At 65.3% G+C, this 16,031-nt stretch carries 18 protein-coding genes; 11 read left to right on the top strand and 7 right to left on the bottom strand.

Annotation, left to right across the window (positions count from 1 at the left end; translation table 11 throughout):
• Positions 1-1,354, bottom strand: a 1,354-nt coding sequence (locus tag A3E77_RS05165; protein ID WP_293643839.1) for a cobaltochelatase CobT-related protein, incomplete at its 3' end; no start/stop codon positions are given.
• On the bottom strand, positions 1,351-1,755 hold the full coding sequence (locus A3E77_RS05170) for an endonuclease domain-containing protein (protein ID WP_293643841.1): 405 nt from the start codon (positions 1,753-1,755) through the stop codon (positions 1,351-1,353). The genes A3E77_RS05165 and A3E77_RS05170, both read right to left, overlap by 4 nt.
• Before the next feature lie 350 nt (positions 1,756-2,105).
• Between A3E77_RS05170 and A3E77_RS05175 the strand changes: the two genes are divergently transcribed.
• Entirely contained in the window at positions 2,106-3,323 is a 1,218-nt protein-coding gene (locus A3E77_RS05175) for an MFS transporter (protein ID WP_293643843.1), read from the top strand.
• Positions 3,320-3,451, top strand: coding sequence for a hypothetical protein (locus tag A3E77_RS05180; RefSeq protein ID WP_293643845.1), 132 nt, complete (start codon positions 3,320-3,322; stop codon positions 3,449-3,451). The genes A3E77_RS05175 and A3E77_RS05180 overlap by 4 nt, the downstream gene beginning before the upstream one ends.
• 4 nt (positions 3,452-3,455) lie before the next feature.
• Here the strand turns inward: A3E77_RS05180 and A3E77_RS05185 are convergent, their stop codons facing one another.
• The 4 genes from A3E77_RS05185 to A3E77_RS05200 form a co-directional block, all read right to left on the bottom strand.
• Positions 3,456-4,652: an alpha/beta hydrolase gene (locus tag A3E77_RS05185; RefSeq protein WP_293643847.1), complete on the bottom strand. Its 1,197-nt coding sequence runs from the start codon at positions 4,650-4,652 to the stop codon at positions 3,456-3,458.
• Complete coding sequence (gene cobS, locus A3E77_RS05190; RefSeq protein ID WP_293643849.1) at positions 4,652-5,641, bottom strand: cobaltochelatase subunit CobS; 990 nt, start codon at positions 5,639-5,641, stop codon at positions 4,652-4,654. Before cobS ends, A3E77_RS05185 begins: the two co-directional genes overlap by 1 nt.
• Before the next feature lie 93 nt (positions 5,642-5,734).
• A complete protein-coding gene (locus A3E77_RS05195) occupies positions 5,735-6,172 on the bottom strand; it encodes an ester cyclase (RefSeq protein ID WP_293643851.1) in 438 nt (145 codons plus the stop codon).
• Between the two features lie 12 nt (positions 6,173-6,184).
• Entirely contained in the window at positions 6,185-6,778 is a 594-nt protein-coding gene (locus A3E77_RS05200) for a J domain-containing protein (RefSeq protein ID WP_293643853.1), read from the bottom strand.
• A 76-nt stretch (positions 6,779-6,854) separates the two neighbouring features.
• Between A3E77_RS05200 and A3E77_RS05205 the strand changes: the two genes are divergently transcribed.
• From A3E77_RS05205 to A3E77_RS05220, 4 genes are read left to right on the top strand one after another with little or no spacing between them, the layout of a single operon-like run.
• Positions 6,855-7,136, top strand: coding sequence for a BolA family protein (locus A3E77_RS05205; protein WP_458574413.1), 282 nt, complete (start codon positions 6,855-6,857; stop codon positions 7,134-7,136).
• 1 nt (position 7,137) lies between these two features.
• The gene (locus tag A3E77_RS05210) at positions 7,138-7,809 is read left to right on the top strand and encodes a hypothetical protein (RefSeq protein ID WP_293643855.1); all 672 of its coding nucleotides are present in this window, start codon (positions 7,138-7,140) and stop codon (positions 7,807-7,809) included.
• 27 nt (positions 7,810-7,836) lie between these two features.
• Positions 7,837-8,205 (top strand): cupin domain-containing protein, encoded by a 369-nt coding sequence (locus tag A3E77_RS05215; protein ID WP_293643857.1) that lies wholly within the window; start codon positions 7,837-7,839, stop codon positions 8,203-8,205.
• Positions 8,205-9,089, top strand: a complete 885-nt coding sequence (locus tag A3E77_RS05220) for a pirin family protein (RefSeq protein WP_293643859.1) — start codon at positions 8,205-8,207, stop codon at positions 9,087-9,089. Before A3E77_RS05215 ends, A3E77_RS05220 begins: the two co-directional genes overlap by 1 nt.
• A 21-nt stretch (positions 9,090-9,110) precedes the next feature.
• Here A3E77_RS05220 and A3E77_RS05225 read toward each other — a convergent pair whose 3' ends face one another.
• Entirely contained in the window at positions 9,111-10,190 is a 1,080-nt protein-coding gene (locus tag A3E77_RS05225; protein ID WP_293643861.1) for a DUF2332 domain-containing protein, read from the bottom strand.
• 39 nt (positions 10,191-10,229) lie between these two features.
• On the opposite strand from A3E77_RS05225, the gene hisG reads away from it, so the two are divergent.
• From hisG to A3E77_RS05250, 5 genes are all read left to right on the top strand, one after another.
• Positions 10,230-10,898, top strand: a complete 669-nt coding sequence (gene hisG, locus A3E77_RS05230) for an ATP phosphoribosyltransferase (RefSeq protein ID WP_293643863.1) — start codon at positions 10,230-10,232, stop codon at positions 10,896-10,898.
• On the top strand, positions 10,885-12,177 hold the full coding sequence (gene hisD / locus A3E77_RS05235) for a histidinol dehydrogenase (RefSeq protein WP_293643865.1): 1,293 nt from the start codon (positions 10,885-10,887) through the stop codon (positions 12,175-12,177). The genes hisG and hisD overlap by 14 nt, the downstream gene beginning before the upstream one ends.
• 7 nt (positions 12,178-12,184) lie before the next feature.
• Complete coding sequence (gene nusB, locus A3E77_RS05240; protein WP_293643867.1) at positions 12,185-12,640, top strand: transcription antitermination factor NusB; 456 nt, start codon at positions 12,185-12,187, stop codon at positions 12,638-12,640.
• Between the two features lie 55 nt (positions 12,641-12,695).
• Positions 12,696-13,625, top strand: a complete 930-nt coding sequence (gene thiL / locus A3E77_RS05245) for a thiamine-phosphate kinase (protein ID WP_293643869.1) — start codon at positions 12,696-12,698, stop codon at positions 13,623-13,625.
• A 186-nt stretch (positions 13,626-13,811) separates the two neighbouring features.
• Positions 13,812-15,929 (top strand): sodium-translocating pyrophosphatase, encoded by a 2,118-nt coding sequence (locus tag A3E77_RS05250; RefSeq protein ID WP_293643871.1) that lies wholly within the window; start codon positions 13,812-13,814, stop codon positions 15,927-15,929.
• The last annotated feature ends 102 nt before the right edge of the window (positions 15,930-16,031 follow it).

Here is a 16,031-nt window from a genome sequence, read left to right on the forward strand (position 1 = left end):
GCCCGCCCTTCCATGTCCGCGTCGTAAAGCCCAAAATTTCCGTCTTCACGCCGCAGCGTTCGAGCGTGCGCGCGAGGATGTCGGCGCTGATTGCGGCGATGCTGATCGGACGGCCGCGCATCGACCCGCTGTTGTCGATCAGCAAGGTGACGACGGTATCGCGAAAATCGGTGTCGCGTTCGATCTTGTAACTCAGCGATTGGCCGGGCGAGACGATGACGCGCGCGAGCCGCGCCGCGTCGAGCTGGCCTTCTTCCTGGTCGAAATCCCAGGCGCGGTTCTGCTGCGCCATCAAGCGGCGCTGGAGGCGGTTTGCCAGCTTGGTCACCGCGCCCTGCAAATGCGTCATCTGCTGGTCGAGATAGGCGCGCAGCCGCGTCAGTTCGTCGGCATCGCACAATTCGGCGGCAAGGATGATCTCGTCATGCTTTTCGGTGAAGCGAAGGTAATTGAAATCGGGAATGTCGCTCGGCAGGCGATTGGGGCGCACGGGCAACATGCCCTCGTCGCCTTCGCCGCCCATTTCGGGTTCGCCGTCGGCTTCCATTTCCTGCGCATCGGGGTCGCTGTCGCCGTCGTCGGCCTGGTCGCCCGCCATTTCGGCGCGGGCGTCGACCTGGCTCTCGCCGGCGCCGCCATCTTCGCTTTCCTGTTCTTCCTGGCTTTCTTCGGCCTCGGTCTCGTCCTGCTCGCCCCCGTCCTCGGCCCCTTCCTCCAGCGGCTCGTCGCTCTGGATCAGGTCAAGGTGACGAAGCGCCAGTTTCGCGGTTTCGGCGAAGGCCGCCTGATCGTCGAGCAGCATCGACAGCGCGGTGAGGTCGCCGCCCGCCTCCTTGGCGATCCATTCGCGCACCAGCGACAGCCCGGTTTCGGTCCCCTGCGGCGCTTGTTCGCCGGTCAGCGCCTCGCGCAGCATCAGTTCGAGCGCGCTCGACATGGGCACATCCTCACGGCCCTGCGCGCGGCTGATCGGGTCGCTGCGCATCCGCATTGCAAGGCTCGCCGCCAGGTTGCCGCGCATCCCGTCCATGTTCCGCGCGCCCAGCGCCTCGATCCGCGCGCGTTCCATCGCGTCGAATGCGGCGGCGGCGAGCGGCTCGGCGGGACGCGCCGCGGCGTGCAGTTTCTCGCTGTGATGCTTGATGCGCAGCGCATAGCTGTCGGCAAAACCGCGCGCCTCGGCGACCTGGTCGGCGGGCAGGGTGCGCGACGGTGTCGGCACCTTGATCGCCTTGCCGATCTGCGCAGGGGCGTCGGCGGTAAAGCCGACCTCGACCTCGGCATCGCGGGTGACCGCGCGCGCAACGCTCGACAGCGCGGCCTTGAAATCGTCGAGGGGAGAGGAAGCGGTCATGGCAGGCGGCGGTCTTCTAAAGCCCTCCCCCTGGATGGGGGAGGGTTGGGTGGGGGTGCGGTCTCGGCCAAAGCCCTTGTCAGAAGGGTGGCAACACCGTCAATATTGGCGAGCACATCATTGTTCCAGAAACGGATGACGCGATAGCCGTCATTTTCGATTATCGCGGTGCGCGGTGCGTCGATTTCATCATTATGCTGCCCGCCGTCGACTTCGACGACTAGCCTGGCTCGATGGCTCGCGAAGTCGGTAATATACTGACGGATCGGGACTTGGCGGCGAAATCGCCAATCGGGAAAGGCGGTGCGCAACAGCGTCCAGATTTTCCGTTCGGCGTCGGTCATATTTGATCTCAGATTTCGAGCGCGTTTCGTTGCGCCGTCGGGCGGGCTTCGCTTCATCGAGCGACGCTGCCAAGTTTGTGGCAACCCAAAAGGACGCAAAACCTTCCCCTTTGATGGGGGAAGGATACGCAGCCTTGCCGCAAAGCGGCTAGGCGCAGTTGGATGGGGGTGGGGGCGCGGCCTCGCGCAGTCGCCTCGGGCCCAAACCGCACCCCTTCCGCTGCGACTAAGCCAGCAAGCTGGCAAGTCTCGCTGCCTCCCCCATCAAGGGGGAGGGAACCCGATTGTCTCGCGGTCGTGATCGAGAAAGGATGCTCCACTACGACGCGATCGTAACATCTTTTGGCTTCTTGGGAATATAGCTATGCTCGCTTGACCTCGCGGGGGCGGAGGAGCATCCGCGGCCTATGTCCTCCCCCACCATCTCCCCCATGAAACGCCCCTGGATCGTCATCGTCTGCGCCGCCTTCATCGTCACGCTGGCGATGGGCGTGCGCCAGTCGTTCGGCCTGTTCCTGCCGCAGATGAGCGTCGATATCGGGATCAGTCGTTCCGACTTCGGCCTTGCGATGGCGCTCCAGAATTTGCTGTTCGGCCTGGTTCAGCCCTTCGTCGGTGCGCTCGCCGACAAGCATGGCGCGGGGCGCGTCGTGCTGGCGGGCGCGCTGCTCTATGCGCTCGGGCTGATCGGCGCGGCGTTCGCGACCGACGCGATCGGGCTGCACATCAGTTTCGGCATTTTTATCGGCATGGCGCAATCGGCGACGACCTTCGTCGTCGTGCTCGGCGCGGTCGGGCGCGTGGTCAGCCCCGAAAAGCGCAGCAGTGCATTCGGCATCGTCACTGCCGGGGGCTCGCTCGGCCAGTTCCTGGTCGTGCCGCTGGCGTCGATGCTGCTCGGCGATATCGGCTACCACCACACCTTGTGGATCATGGCGGGCCTCGTCGCACTGTGCGGCGTGCTGGCGATCGGGGTTTCCGGCCGCACCGACACGCCGGGAACGCTGCAAACCGAAGAACAGAGTGCGCGCGAGGCTTTGCGCGAGGCGGCGGCGCACCGCGGTTACTGGCTGCTCAACGCGGGCTTTTTCGTCTGTGGTTTCCACATCGCCTTCATCGCGACGCACCTGCCCGCCTATCTCGACGACAAGGGGCTGGGGATCGAGATCGGCGCGCAAGTGCTCGCGCTCGTCGGGCTGTTCAACATCCTCGGCTCATATGTCTTCGGTCGCGCGGGCGATCTGCTGCGTCAGAAATATGTGCTCTCGGCGCTCTACACCGCGCGCTCGGCGGTCATCGCACTATTCCTGTTCGTGCCGTTGAGCCACGCCAGCGCGCTCGTCTTTGCGGGCGCGATGGGCTTCCTCTGGCTTGGCACCGTGCCGCTGACCAGCGGCATCGTCGGCCGTATCTTCGGCATTCGCCACCTGTCGATGCTCTACGGCATCGTCTTTTTGAGCCACCAGCTCGGCAGCTTCTTCGGCGCCTATACCGCCGGGCTGATCTTCGACGCGACCGGCAGCTACAATATTGCCTGGGGCTTTTCGATCGCGCTCGGGCTGTTCGCCGGACTCGTCCACCTGCCGATCGCCGACGCGCCGGTCAAACGGTTGCAACCGGCGTGAGGGTGGCGCGGCAGGATGCGATCGCGCTGGCGCTGTTCGGCCTGATCGCCGCGGGCGGTTTGTGGCTGTGGACGGGCGAGGGGCCGGTCGTCTGGCTCACCAATTTCGCCATCATGTGCGGCTTCTAGGCCCTTATTGCGGCTCGTCGACCTCGGGCGTGCGGTGGCAGATCGCGTCGTCGCCGTCCTTGGGCACCGTCGGATCGGGGAGCAACCCGAACACATGGGTCCATGGCGTGGCGGTGCGTTCGGCGCGCGTCCGCTTGTTCGCGACGACGTCGATGAAATCGCGGCACGCGACGGCGCTGCGCAGGAAATTGCTGTGCCCGGTCGACCCGCGCGAGACGTCGGTCGTGTCGATCACGGTCAGGCCGGCGCGCGCCGCGGGATAGCAACGCTCGGGCAAGCCTTTGGCTTTCAGGTCGGCGGCCTCGAACGGGTTGAAGCAATAGGGCGAACCGAGGCGGGGATAGCCATGGATCGCGCGCGATGCCGCCAGCGCCTTGTCGGCGCGCGATGTATAGACGGTGATGCGGCGATCGTTCGCGACGCGCCGCGCCGACAGCACTTCTTCCTCGATATCGCGCTCGAACGTTTCGCGGTCGATGTCGGGGGAGGCGAGGATGATGTTCGAGATATTGCTGCTGTCGGCGCTGCTCGACGTGCGATCGACATAGGCGATGGCGGGGATGACGAGCCGAGCACCCAGCGAGTGCGAAACGACGACGATTTCCTTGACCCACCCCTGTTCGGCGAGCGATTTCAGGAAGTCACGGAAATTGCGGACGTCGTGATACATATTGGTCTCGTCGACGACATAGCTCAGCAATTTGCCCTGCGACGGCCAGCTATATTCGATGATCGGCCCGTCGAAACCCGTCATGCGCGCAATCTGGGCCGCATCCTTCGATGTCGTCGAAAAATTCTCGCGGTAACCATGAACGTAAAGTAGCACGCGGCCCTGTTTGCGGTCGGTCTCGGCTTGCAGCGCCCGCCACCAGTCGGCGGACGTCTGGAACGCGATCGGCGCGAGCAGCCGCTTTTTCTTGCCGACCGTCACATCGCGCGGCGCGTTGAAGCGGCCATAGCGCATCTGGTCGCCGCGGTGGTGGAGAAGCTCGATCTCCGCGGTGCGGCAGTCGGGCAGGCGGCTCGTCGCAAAGAAATAGGGCAGCGCCTCGCCGTCGATCGCTGCCCCGGGCTGCGCGGTGCAACGCGGGTCGGCGACATAGTCGGCATGGCGGACCTTGCCATAATCGACCGCCGCGATGCTGCACCCCGATAGCGTCAGCGCGGCGCATGACGCCACCATCAGGTGGCGCAGCGCCATCACTTGGCAACGACGCTTTCGGGCAGGTCTTCGCCGAATACGCGCTGATAATATTCGGCGACGATCATCCGCTCTGCCTCGTCGCACTTGTTGAGGAAGGAAAGGCGGAAGGCGAAGCCGATATTGTTGAAGATCGCGGTGTTCTGCGCCCAGCTGATCACGGTGCGCGGCGACATGACGGTCGAAATATCGCCGTTGATGAAACCCTGCCGCGTCAGGTCGGCGACCTTGACCATATTCGCGACCGTGGTTTCGTCGGTGTCGGGCACCTTGGCGAGGATGATCGCGCTTTCGGTCGCGGCGGGCAGGTAGTTCAGCGTAACGACGATGTTCCAGCGGTCCATCTGGCCCTGGTTGATCTGCTGCGTCCCATGATACAGCCCGCTCGTATCGCCAAGCCCGACGGTGTTCGCGGTCGAGAAGAGGCGGAAATGCGGGTTCGGGCGGATCACGCGGTTCTGGTCGAGCAAAGTCAGCTTGCCCTCGGTCTCGAGCACGCGCTGGATCACGAACATCACGTCGGGGCGGCCGGCGTCATATTCGTCGAAGACGAGCGCAGTCGGGGTCTGAAGCGCCCAGGGGAGCAGGCCTTCGCGAAACTCCGTCACCTGCTGGCCGCCCTTCAGCACGATCGCGTCGCGGCCGACCAGGTCGATACGACTGATGTGCGCGTCGAGGTTGACGCGGATGCACGGCCATTTCAGCCGCGCCGCAACCTGTTCGATATGCGTCGATTTGCCGGTGCCATGATAGCCCTGCACCATGACGCGGCGGTTGTATTTGAAGCCCGCAAGGATGGCGAGCGTGGTGTCGCCGTCAAAGACATAGGCGGGGTCGAGGTCGGGGACGCGCTCGTCGGCCTCGCTGAACGCCGGCACCTTCATGTCGATATTGACCCCGAAAACCTCGCGCGCGTCGACCTCGGTATCGGGCGCCGCGAGCAGCGTCGAGCCGTGGTGATCGGGAAGGCTGTTCGGGATATCGGTCATAGGTCTTGTCCAGCGATCAAGGTCAGGGAGAGTCGCCGCAAGGCGTGCTTCGCCGTCGCGGTATCGTTGTCCGTTTCGCCTTGCAACGCCTTTTCAGAGCAATCCAAGCGCCTTCATCACCGCCGACTGGTCATAATAGGGGCGTTCGCACACGATCTTGTCGCTGCCGGGCGCGAATTCAAAACTGGCGGCCATGCGAATGCGGAACGCCTTGCCGGTCGGATCGATCGTCCGCGGGCCGAGCTTCAGCGGCCCCAGATGCGTGCCGGTCAGCCAGAATTCGACCAGCACGGTGTCGGTCGCTTCGTCCGCCGCGATCGCGATGACCTCGTTCGCCTGGTCGGGAAAGGGCTCACGCGATGCTGCGAAATAGGAACGCACCGCCGTTTCGCCGTCAAACACCGTGCCGGGGCCGAGCAGTTCGTATCGCGGATGGTCGAAGGTCGCGATCACGCCATCCCAATCGTGCGTGATTTCGAGCGCCATATGGCGGCGCACCACCTCGATACGCGCGTCGTCCAATTCGCTCATCGTCCCTCTCCCTCAGGCAAAGGCCTTGGTCTTGCGGAGCAACTGATAGGCCGCAACCACCTCTCCCAGCCGCGACTCGAAACTGCGGTCGCCGCCGTTGCGATCGGGATGATAGCGGCGGACCAGTTCGCTGTAACGTCGCCGAAGCGCGGCACGGTCGGCGTCGACGGGCAGACCAAGCAATTGCATCGCGGCATGTTCCTCGCGCGAAATGCCAGGGTTGGCGGCCTCGCGCCGCGCTTCGTCCATCCGCTGGCGAAAGCGCGCACCGAGCGCGTCGATGGGGTCTTTGAAATCGGCCCAGCGCGGCGGCAGGTCGGCGCTGCCCGCCGCGCGGAAAGTGCGGCTTTCGGTTTCCCAGCCCGCGGTGGGCGATTGCGCCGCCATGATCTGGTCGGCGCTCATCCCGTCAAAAAAATTATAGCCGGCGTTGAATTCGCGCACATGGTCCAGGCACAGCCAGCGATATTGCGGCGGTCCGTCGGGCGAGCGCGTCCACGCCATCGGCGCGCGAAACTCGCCCGCCTCGCGGCAACCGGGTGCGGCGCAGGGTTCGTCGCGGGGGACACGGCCATGGAAACGGCTGGGGCGGGAAGAAGACGGCAAAACGGGCTTTCGGAATCGCGAGGAGGATATTGGGGAGGCCTTATAATTTGGCGACGAAGCGTTTATGGTCAACCCCATGAGCAATAAAGGCCCCGCACAGCAAGAGATGGAAAGCCTGCTCGCCGCAGCTTTTCCCGAAGCCCGTTTCGCCGTCAGCAATGACAGCGCCAGCCATCGCGGCCACAGCGGCGACGATGGCAGCGGCGAGTCGCATTTCAGCCTTGCGATCGAATGGGCGGGCTTTGCGGGCATGAACCGGGTCGCGCGCCAGCGCGCGGTGAACAAGGCGCTGGGCGACCTGCCGGGACAGCGCGTCCATGCGCTTGCAATCAAGGCGACCGCGCCGGGAGAGGGGTGACATGTTCGCGCTCGCCGCGCTGGCGCTGTTCGCCGATGCTGTGGTCGCGCCGCCGTCGAGCGCACCGGCAGCGTTGGTGTTCGATATCAACGGGCGGTCCTATCGGCTGCCCACGCCCAATGGCTATTGCGTTCCGCCCCAACCGCCCGCGGCGGCGACCGGCGAGCATGCGGGCGCCAACGGCCATATCGTCGCCAACCTTGCCTATGTGCAGGATTGTATGTCGGCGAGCGGCGATGATGGCGGCGACCAGAATTTCATTCATCTGAAATATGTGAAAAATTTCAATCCGAACGCACCCTCGCGTGCGGCCTATCTGGCGTTTGTGGCAAAACAGATGGGAAGCGCGAGCTATATCGGCGAACAGGAATCCGAGGCATTCGCCGAGCGGGTCGAGCGGCGGATGAAAAGCACGACGGGCCGGAATATCGACGCGCAGATATCGGCGGTCCACCTCGGCCATGACGACCTGTGCGTCTATCAGGCGCGAACGATGGCGGTTGCGTTGAAGGGTGACGAGGTGGGGACGATCCGGATGGCGGGCTGTACGACCTGGATCAACGGCCGCGTGGTCAGCATCGATGTCGGCAGCTGGTCCGACCGCGGCCTCGGGTTCGGGGCGATGGTGCGCCAGTTGCGGGCCGTCGCCGCATCGATCGTGCCGCCCGAATGACGGATCCGCGCCAGAAAGAGGACTGAGATGACGACCAAGGTGAACCTCGCCGAAGCTTTCGCGACCATCCACGATCACTGGAACCCGCGCGTCGCGGGTGACATCAATGATTTTCAGGTCAAGCTGGTCAAGCTCGCGGGCCAGTTCGACTGGCATCACCATGACAGCGAAGATGAATTGTTCCTGGTGGTCGCCGGGCGGATGAAAATGGCGTTCCGCGACCGCGATGTGATTATCGAACCCGGCGAGTTCATCATCGTGCCGCATGGCACCGAACATTGTCCGGAGGCGCTGGACGGCGAATGCCATGTGCTGCTCCTCGAACCCGGTTCGACGCGCAACACCGGTAATGTCGAAACCGAAAAAACGCGAAAGACGCTGGAAAGGCTCGATTGATGTTCACTGTCATCACCCCATCGACCCACGACATCGGGGCGTTCGACGTGCGCCGCACGCTGCCCAACAAGGCGCGCACGATGGTCGGTCCGTTCATCTTCGTCGATCAGTTCGGCCCGGCGCATTTCGACATCGGGCAGGGCATGGACGTGCGCCCGCATCCGCACATCAACCTGTCAACCGTGACCTATTTGTTCGAGGGCGCGATCGACCACCGCGACAGCCTGGGCACCTATGCGACGATCCGCCCCGGCGCGTGCAATTTGATGACTGCGGGGCGCGGCATCGTCCATTCGGAGCGCACGCCCCCCGCCGAACGCGCGACGGGGTCGGCTATTTCGGGGATGCAGACCTGGCTGGCGCTGCCCGACGGCAAGGAAGAGGTGGACCCGGCGTTCGAGCATGTGCCCGCTGACAAATTGCCGCTCGTCGAGGATGGACAAGTCTCGGCGCGCGTGATCATGGGCAGCCTGTGGGGCGTCACCGCGCCGACGACGCAGCATGCCGCGACCATCTATGCCGACATATTGATGAACGCGGGCGCCAGCCTGCCGATCGATGCCGAGGCGGACGAGCGCGCGGTGCTCGTCGCGCTGGGCGATGCGACCCTCGATGGCGAGCCGCTCGACCGCTATAGCCTCTATATCCTGAAACCCGGACAGGCGATGACGCTTCGCGCGACAAGCGATGCGCGCGTGATGCTGCTCGGCGGCGAAGCGTTCACGACGCCGCGGCACGTGTGGTGGAATTTCGTCAGTTCGTCGCGGGACCGCATCAATGAGGCAAAGGCCGAGTGGAAGGATCGCAGGTTCCCGTTGGTTCCCGGCGACAGCGAAGAGTTCATCCCGATCCCCGAAGTGCCCAAGACGGTAAGTTATCCGTGAGCCGATAACGGCGGATATCCGCTACCCCAGCCACTCGATCCACGCGCCGTGCGCGTGCGCCTGCCCCAGCTTTTGCGGGGGCCCGCCGCCCGGCCAGTGTCGCACCACCAGTTCGTGATGATGCACGGTGCGATTGGCTTCGAGCGCGATCCACGCCAGCGGCCGTTCCGCGGTCGCTTTTGCGCCGGCGGCTTCCATCGCGGCGGTAACGCGCGCCTGCTGGTCGGCGGGAACATATTGCCAGACGATTGAATGCATCAGCACGCGCGTCGTGCCCTCTGCCTGCGGACGCGCGAGTTCGGCCTCGACAAAATCGGCGGCATTCGCGCGGATCAGCTGCGGCGGCTCCGCGGTCGCGGCGGCGATTGCGGCCTCCATGCGCGCAAAGCGGATATGATGTTCGGGCCAGATATAGGCCTTCAGCCGCAGCGCCTGCGCCGGGTCGGACAGGTCGACGGGCGCGACGTCGCATCCCTTCAGCCCCGCGAAGCCGATGCTGTGCTGCGGCGGGTGGTTGCCGCGCCACTCGGGCGCGAACGCCATCGCACCGGGCAGCGGTCCGACATGAACCCCGGCCAGATCGTAATGATAGCGGTCGATCATCAGGTTGATCCCCGCGCTTGACCCGATTTCGATGCAGTCGAACAGCGGCGGCAGGCCGCGGTCGGCGAGCCACAGCATCGCGGCGATGAAGTTCGATGACCGTCCCGCCTCGTTCGTCTGCGGCGGCCCGTCGAGCCAGGGAAGCAGCGCCGCCTCGTGCCGGTGCACCGCGCCCGCGACGATCGCGGCGTCGTTGATGTCCTCGGCATCGGCATAGATCGGCGCCAGCTCGTCGGCGGCGCCCGACAGATGCAGCGCATGGATACCCCCCGCCGCGCGCAGCGGCAGCGCGTCAGCGAGCGGGGCGCCCGGCCAGTCTGCGATGCGGCGCGCGAATTCGCTTGCGGGCGCGTCGAGCAACGATCCCAGCGCGGCGACGATGCGCGCGGTGACCCGTGCATCATTGTGGCGGCAATAGGCGACCTGATTGGCAAAGGCGGTGCGGACCGCGTCACGCCCGGTTTCGGTCATGTCGATGAAGTCGTAGCGGTCGCTCATTGCCCTTTTTCCTCCTGCCGCTTATGGGCGCGCAAGCTTATGCCCGAACCGATCATCTTTGCTATCCCGAAAGGGCGCATCCTCGAAGAGGCGTTGCCGCTGCTGGCGCGCGTCGGGATCGAGCCTGCCGCGGATTTCTTCGACAAGAAAAGCCGTGCGCTGGTGTTCGCGACGAACCAGCCGCACATCTCGCTGATCCGGGTGCGTGCCTTCGACGTCGCGACCTTCGTCGCGCATGGCGCGGCGCAGCTCGGCATCGTCGGCTCCGACGTCGTCGATGAATTCGATTACAGCGAGCTTTACGCCCCCGTCGATCTTGGCATCGGCCATTGCCGCCTGTCGCTCGCCGGGCCGGAGGGCAGCGCCCCGCCGGGCGCCAACGAGCTGGGGGGCGAAAGCCACATCCGCGTCGCAACCAAATATCCCGGCACGACGCGCCGCTGGTTCGCGGCGCAGGGCATCCAGGCCGAATGTATCAAGCTCAACGGCGCGATGGAGATTGCGCCGAAGCTGGGCCTTGCCTCGCATATCGTCGATCTCGTCTCGACCGGGCGCACGCTGGTCGAGAACGCGCTCGCCGAACAGACGATCATCAGCGAAGTGTCGGCGCGGCTGATCGTCAACCGCGCGGCGTTCAAGCTGCGCTCGGCCGAGGTGCCGGCGCTGGTCGAAAAATTCCGTGAGGCGGTCGGCGATGCGGCGGCTTGACGCGTCCGATCCCGGCTTTGCCGAACAATTCGATGCGCTGGTCGATGACCGGCGCGAAAGCGCGTCCGACGTGTCGGCGGACGTCGCGGCGATCATCGCGCGCGTGAAGGTCGAGGGCGACGCCGCGCTCGCCGACTATACCGCGAAGTTCGATCGCTTCGACCTCGACACCAGCGGGTGGAGCATCTCGACGGACGAATGCGCCGCCGCCTATGACGCGCTGGCGCCCGAATTGCGGGACGCGCTGAACCTCGCGGCGGAGCGCATCCGCGCCTATCACGCGGCCCAGCTGCCCGAGGATCGCGATTATCGCGACAGCACGGGGGCCCGTCTTGGCGCGCGTTGGCGCGGGGTCGATGCAGCGGGGGTCTATGTCCCTGGCGGGCGGGCCGCCTATCCCTCGTCGGTCTTGATGAACATCCTTCCGGCCAAGGTCGCCGGGGTCGGGCGCATCGTGATGATGACTCCGACGCCGGGCGGCGAGGTCAATCCGGTCGTGATGGCAGCGGCGCATATCGGCGGGGTCGACGAAATCTGGCGGGTCGGCGGCGCGCAGGCCATCGCGGCCCTGGCCCACGGCACCGATCGAATCGCGGCCGTCGATGTCGTCACCGGCCCCGGCAACGCCTGGGTCGCCGAAGCAAAGCGCCAGCTTTACGGGGTTGTCGGTATCGACATGGTCGCGGGGCCGAGCGAGATTGTCGTCGTTGCTGACGCGAAGAACGAACCGCATATCATCGCCGCCGACCTGCTGAGCCAGGCCGAACATGACCCGACGAGCCAGTCGATCCTGTTCACCGACGACGCCGATTTCGCCGATGCGGTCGCCGCCGCGGTTGCGCAAGTCATCCCGACGCTCAGCACCGCAGCGACGATGCAGGCGAGCTGGGCCGACAATGGCGCGGTCATCGTCGTGCCGCGCCTTGCCGATGCCATCCCGCTTTGCGACCGGCTTGCGCCGGAACATCTCGAACTCGCGGTCGATGCCGATCAGGCCGACGCGCTGTTTGCCAAGGTGCGCCATGCGGGATCGGTGTTCCTCGGCCGCCAGACGCCAGAGGCGATCGGCGATTATGTCGCCGGCCCGAACCATGTCCTGCCCACCGGACGCCGGGCGCGCTTTTCGAGCGGGCTGTCGGTTACCGATTTCATGAAGCGCACCAGCTTCCTTGCGCTCGACGACGCCAGCCTGGCCGCCATCGGTCCGGCGGCGGTGGCACTCGCGGGCGCCGAAGGACTTCCCGCGCACGCGCTCAGCGTCCAGAACCGATTAAAGTAGAAAAGCCATGAACAAACGCACCCAGTCCCGCTCCGCCGCCCGGCTTGCCGCCGTCCAGGCGCTCTATCAGCACGAGATGGAGGCGACCCCCGTCGCCAAGCTGATCCATGAATTTCACCAGCACCGCATCGGCGCGACGATCGAGGACGCGGAATATGCTGACGCCGACACCGCCTTTTTCGATGACATCGTCAAGGGCACGCTGGCGCGGCGGGAAGAGATTGACGCGGCGATCGTCGCGCGGTTGGCAAGCGGCTGGTCGATGGACCGGCTCGACCGCACGATGAAGGCGATCCTGCGCGCCGGTTCCTATGAACTGATGGCGCGGGGCGACGTGCCCGTCGGCGCCGTCGTCAGCGAATATGTCGACGTTGCCAAGGCCTTTTTCGACGCGCGCGAGGCGGGGTTCGCCAACGGGCTGCTCGATGCGATCGGCAAGGACGTGCGCGGAACCAGCGCATAAGATATCCGTTCGCATCGAACGGACAAGAGCGTCCCTCGTCTAACGAGAGGATAGTATGAGCGAAGCCGATTTCATCGCCCGCCTGCGGAGCATCGCGACAGATCCTGCCGCGCGCGGGCTTGCCGACGATGCCGCCGAATGGGAGGGGCTGGTCCTCACCCACGACATGATCGTCGAAGGCGTGCATTTCCTGCCCGACGACACGCCGCAGGACGTCGCGTGGAAACTGGTCGCGGTGAACCTGTCCGACCTGGCCGCAAAGGGTGCGGCGCCGGTCGGCATCCTCGTCGGCTACAGCCTTGGCGACGACGCGTGGGACGCGGCATTCGTCGAGGGACTGGGCGCAGTGCTGCGCCGCTTCGGCCTTGCATTGCTCGGCGGAGACACGGTGCGCGTGCCGTCGGGCGCGCCGCGCAGTTTCGGCCTGACCGCCATCGGCCGCGCCCCGCCCTGCGGCGCCCCTTCGCGCAGCGGCGCCCGGCCGGGCGACCAGATCTGGGTCACCGGCACGATCGGCAATGCGGGGCTGGGGCTCGCGATGCGGTTGGGGCAGGTGGAACCCAATGAGACCTGCCTTGCCGCCTATAAGCGGCCGCAACCGCAACTTACCTTCGGGCAGGCGGTCGCACCGCATGTTCACGCGATGATGGATGTGTCCGACGGCCTGTTGATCGACGCGCGGCGGATGGCAGCGGCGAGCGGATGCGAGTTTGGCATCATGCTCGAAGCGATCCCGCTGTCGGCGGCGCTGCTCGCTGTACGCCCCGATGTCGTCGATACCCGGCTCGCGGCGGCAACCGCGGGCGACGACTATCAGTTGCTGTTCGCCGCCGATCCCGGCGCGGCGGCGGCGATCCGCGACATCGCGACCGGGCTGAACATCGCCGCCTCCCCGATCGGACATGTCGGGGTGGGGGAGGGAATCATGCTCACCCACCGGGCACAGCGCATCGCGCTTCCAGATCGTCTCGGTTTCATGCACTGACGCGCAAAGCCGCGGAAACGAGACAGAATTACCGGGGTTGCCCTTGGCATTCTTTCTTCCCATAACTCGGCGTCCAAATTTGGGGCGGTCGCATCAGGGGAGAGAGCGAACCGGCATCAATAAGTCGGACGTGCTCGACTGCTATCTTCTGCGTCGCCCTTCTCAATGGGGAAGGAAGCAACACGCATGAATCCGGTTTTGATCGCGATAGCGTGCGGCCTGGTGGCCGTACTCTATGGATTTATTACCTCGCGGCAGGTGCTCAGCGCATCGGCGGGTAATGAGAAGATGCAGGAAATCGCCGCCGCCATCCAGGAAGGCGCCAAGGCCTATCTCGGCCGCCAATATCGCACCATCGCCATCGTCGGCGTCGTTGTCGCCATCCTCGTCGGGCTGTTCCTTGGCCCGATCTCGGCGACCGGCTTCGTTATCGGCGCCGTTCTGTCGGGCGTCGCCGGCTTTGTCGGGATGAACATTTCGGTCAAGGCCAATGTCCGCACCGCGGCCGCAGCGCAGACCGGGCTGCAGGCGGGCTTGACCATGGCGTTCCGCGCCGGGGCGATTACCGGCATGCTCGTGGCGGGCCTTGCGCTTCTCGCGATCTCGGTCTTCTTCTGGTATCTGATCGGGCCGGGCGGGTTCACCGTCGGCGGTGAGGATCGCACGGTCGTCGACGCGCTTGTCGCGCTCGCGTTCGGCGCCTCGCTGATCTCGATCTTCGCGCGCCTTGGCGGCGGCATCTTCACCAAGGCCGCCGACGTCGGTGCCGACCTGGTCGGCAAGGTCGAGGCAGGTATCCCGGAGGATGACCCACGCAACCCCGCGGTCATCGCCGATAACGTCGGTGACAATGTCGGCGATTGCGCCGGTATGGCCGCCGACCTTTTTGAAACCTACGTCGTCACGGTCGGCGCCACCATGGTGCTGATCGCGCTGCTGCTGAAGGGCGCGGGCGACATGCTGCTGCCGCTGATGACCCTGCCGCTGCTGATGGGCGGCGTGTGCATCATCACGTCGATCATCGGCACCTATTTCGTGCGTCTCGGCAGCGGGACGAACGTCATGGGCGCGATGTACAAAGGGTTTCTTGTCACCGCAGTGCTCTCGATCCCGGCGATCTGGTTCTCGACCAGCTATGTGCTGAAAGGCGACATGGCGACCGACATTACGGGCACGACGTTCAACGGCAGCGACCTTTTCTATTGCTCGCTGCTCGGGCTGGTCATCACCGGCCTGATCATCTGGATCACCGAATATTACACCGGCACCAACTACCGCCCGGTGCGTTCGATCGCCAAGGCGTCGGAAACGGGTCATGGCACCAACGTGATCCAGGGCCTTGCCATCAGCCTCGAATCGACCGCGCTGCCGACGCTCGTCATCTGCGTCGGCATCGTCGTCGCCTTCCAGACGGCGGGTATCGTCGGTATCGCCTTTGCTGCGACCGCCATGCTCGCGCTGGCCGGCATGGTGGTTGCGCTCGACGCTTATGGTCCCGTCACCGACAACGCCGGCGGCATTGCCGAAATGGCGGGGCTCGACGATTCGGTTCGTGAAAAGACCGACCTGCTCGACGCCGTGGGCAACACGACCAAGGCGGTGACGAAGGGCTATGCCATCGGTTCGGCGGGTCTGGCGGCGCTGGTGCTGTTCGGCACCTATACCGCCGACATCACCGAATATTCGGCCAAGCTTGGGCTGACCGAGCCGCTGACCTTCTCGCTGTCATCGCCCTATGTCATCGTCGGGCTGCTGCTCGGCGCGCTGCTGCCGTACCTCTTCGGGGCGATGGGCATGACCGCGGTCGGCCGCGCGGCGGGCGAGGTGGTCAAGGATGTCCGCGACCAGTTCAAGGCGAACCCGGGCATCATGACGTATGAGAGCAAGCCCGATTACGCCCGCACGGTCGACCTCGTCACCAAGGCGGCGATCAAGGAAATGATCATCCCGTCGTTGCTGCCGGTGCTGGCGCCGATCGTCGTCTATTTCGTGATCCGCGGCGTTGCGGGTCCGGCGGCGGCCTTGGAGGCGCTCGGCGCGCTCCTGCTTGGCGTGATCGTCGGCGGGCTGTTCGTCGCCATCTCGATGACCTCGGGCGGCGGCGCATGGGACAATGCCAAGAAATATATCGAAGACGGAAACCATGGCGGCAAGGGCAGCGAAGCCCATAAGGCGGCGGTGACCGGCGACACCGTCGGCGATCCGTACAAGGATACCGCGGGCCCGGCGGTTAACCCGATGATCAAGATCACCAACATTGTGGCGATCCTGCTCCTCGCGGCGCTGGCGCACGGCGCGGCATAAGCTGCGCCGGTTCTGTCGATGACGAATGGCCCCGTCGGAGCGATCCGGCGGGGCTGTTTCTTTTCACGAAGCGGCTTGTCTCGCCGCTGCCGCACGCTAGGA

This window comes from Sphingopyxis sp. RIFCSPHIGHO2_12_FULL_65_19 (genome assembly GCF_001830555.1).
In the GTDB taxonomy this organism is placed as follows: domain Bacteria; phylum Pseudomonadota; class Alphaproteobacteria; order Sphingomonadales; family Sphingomonadaceae; genus Sphingopyxis.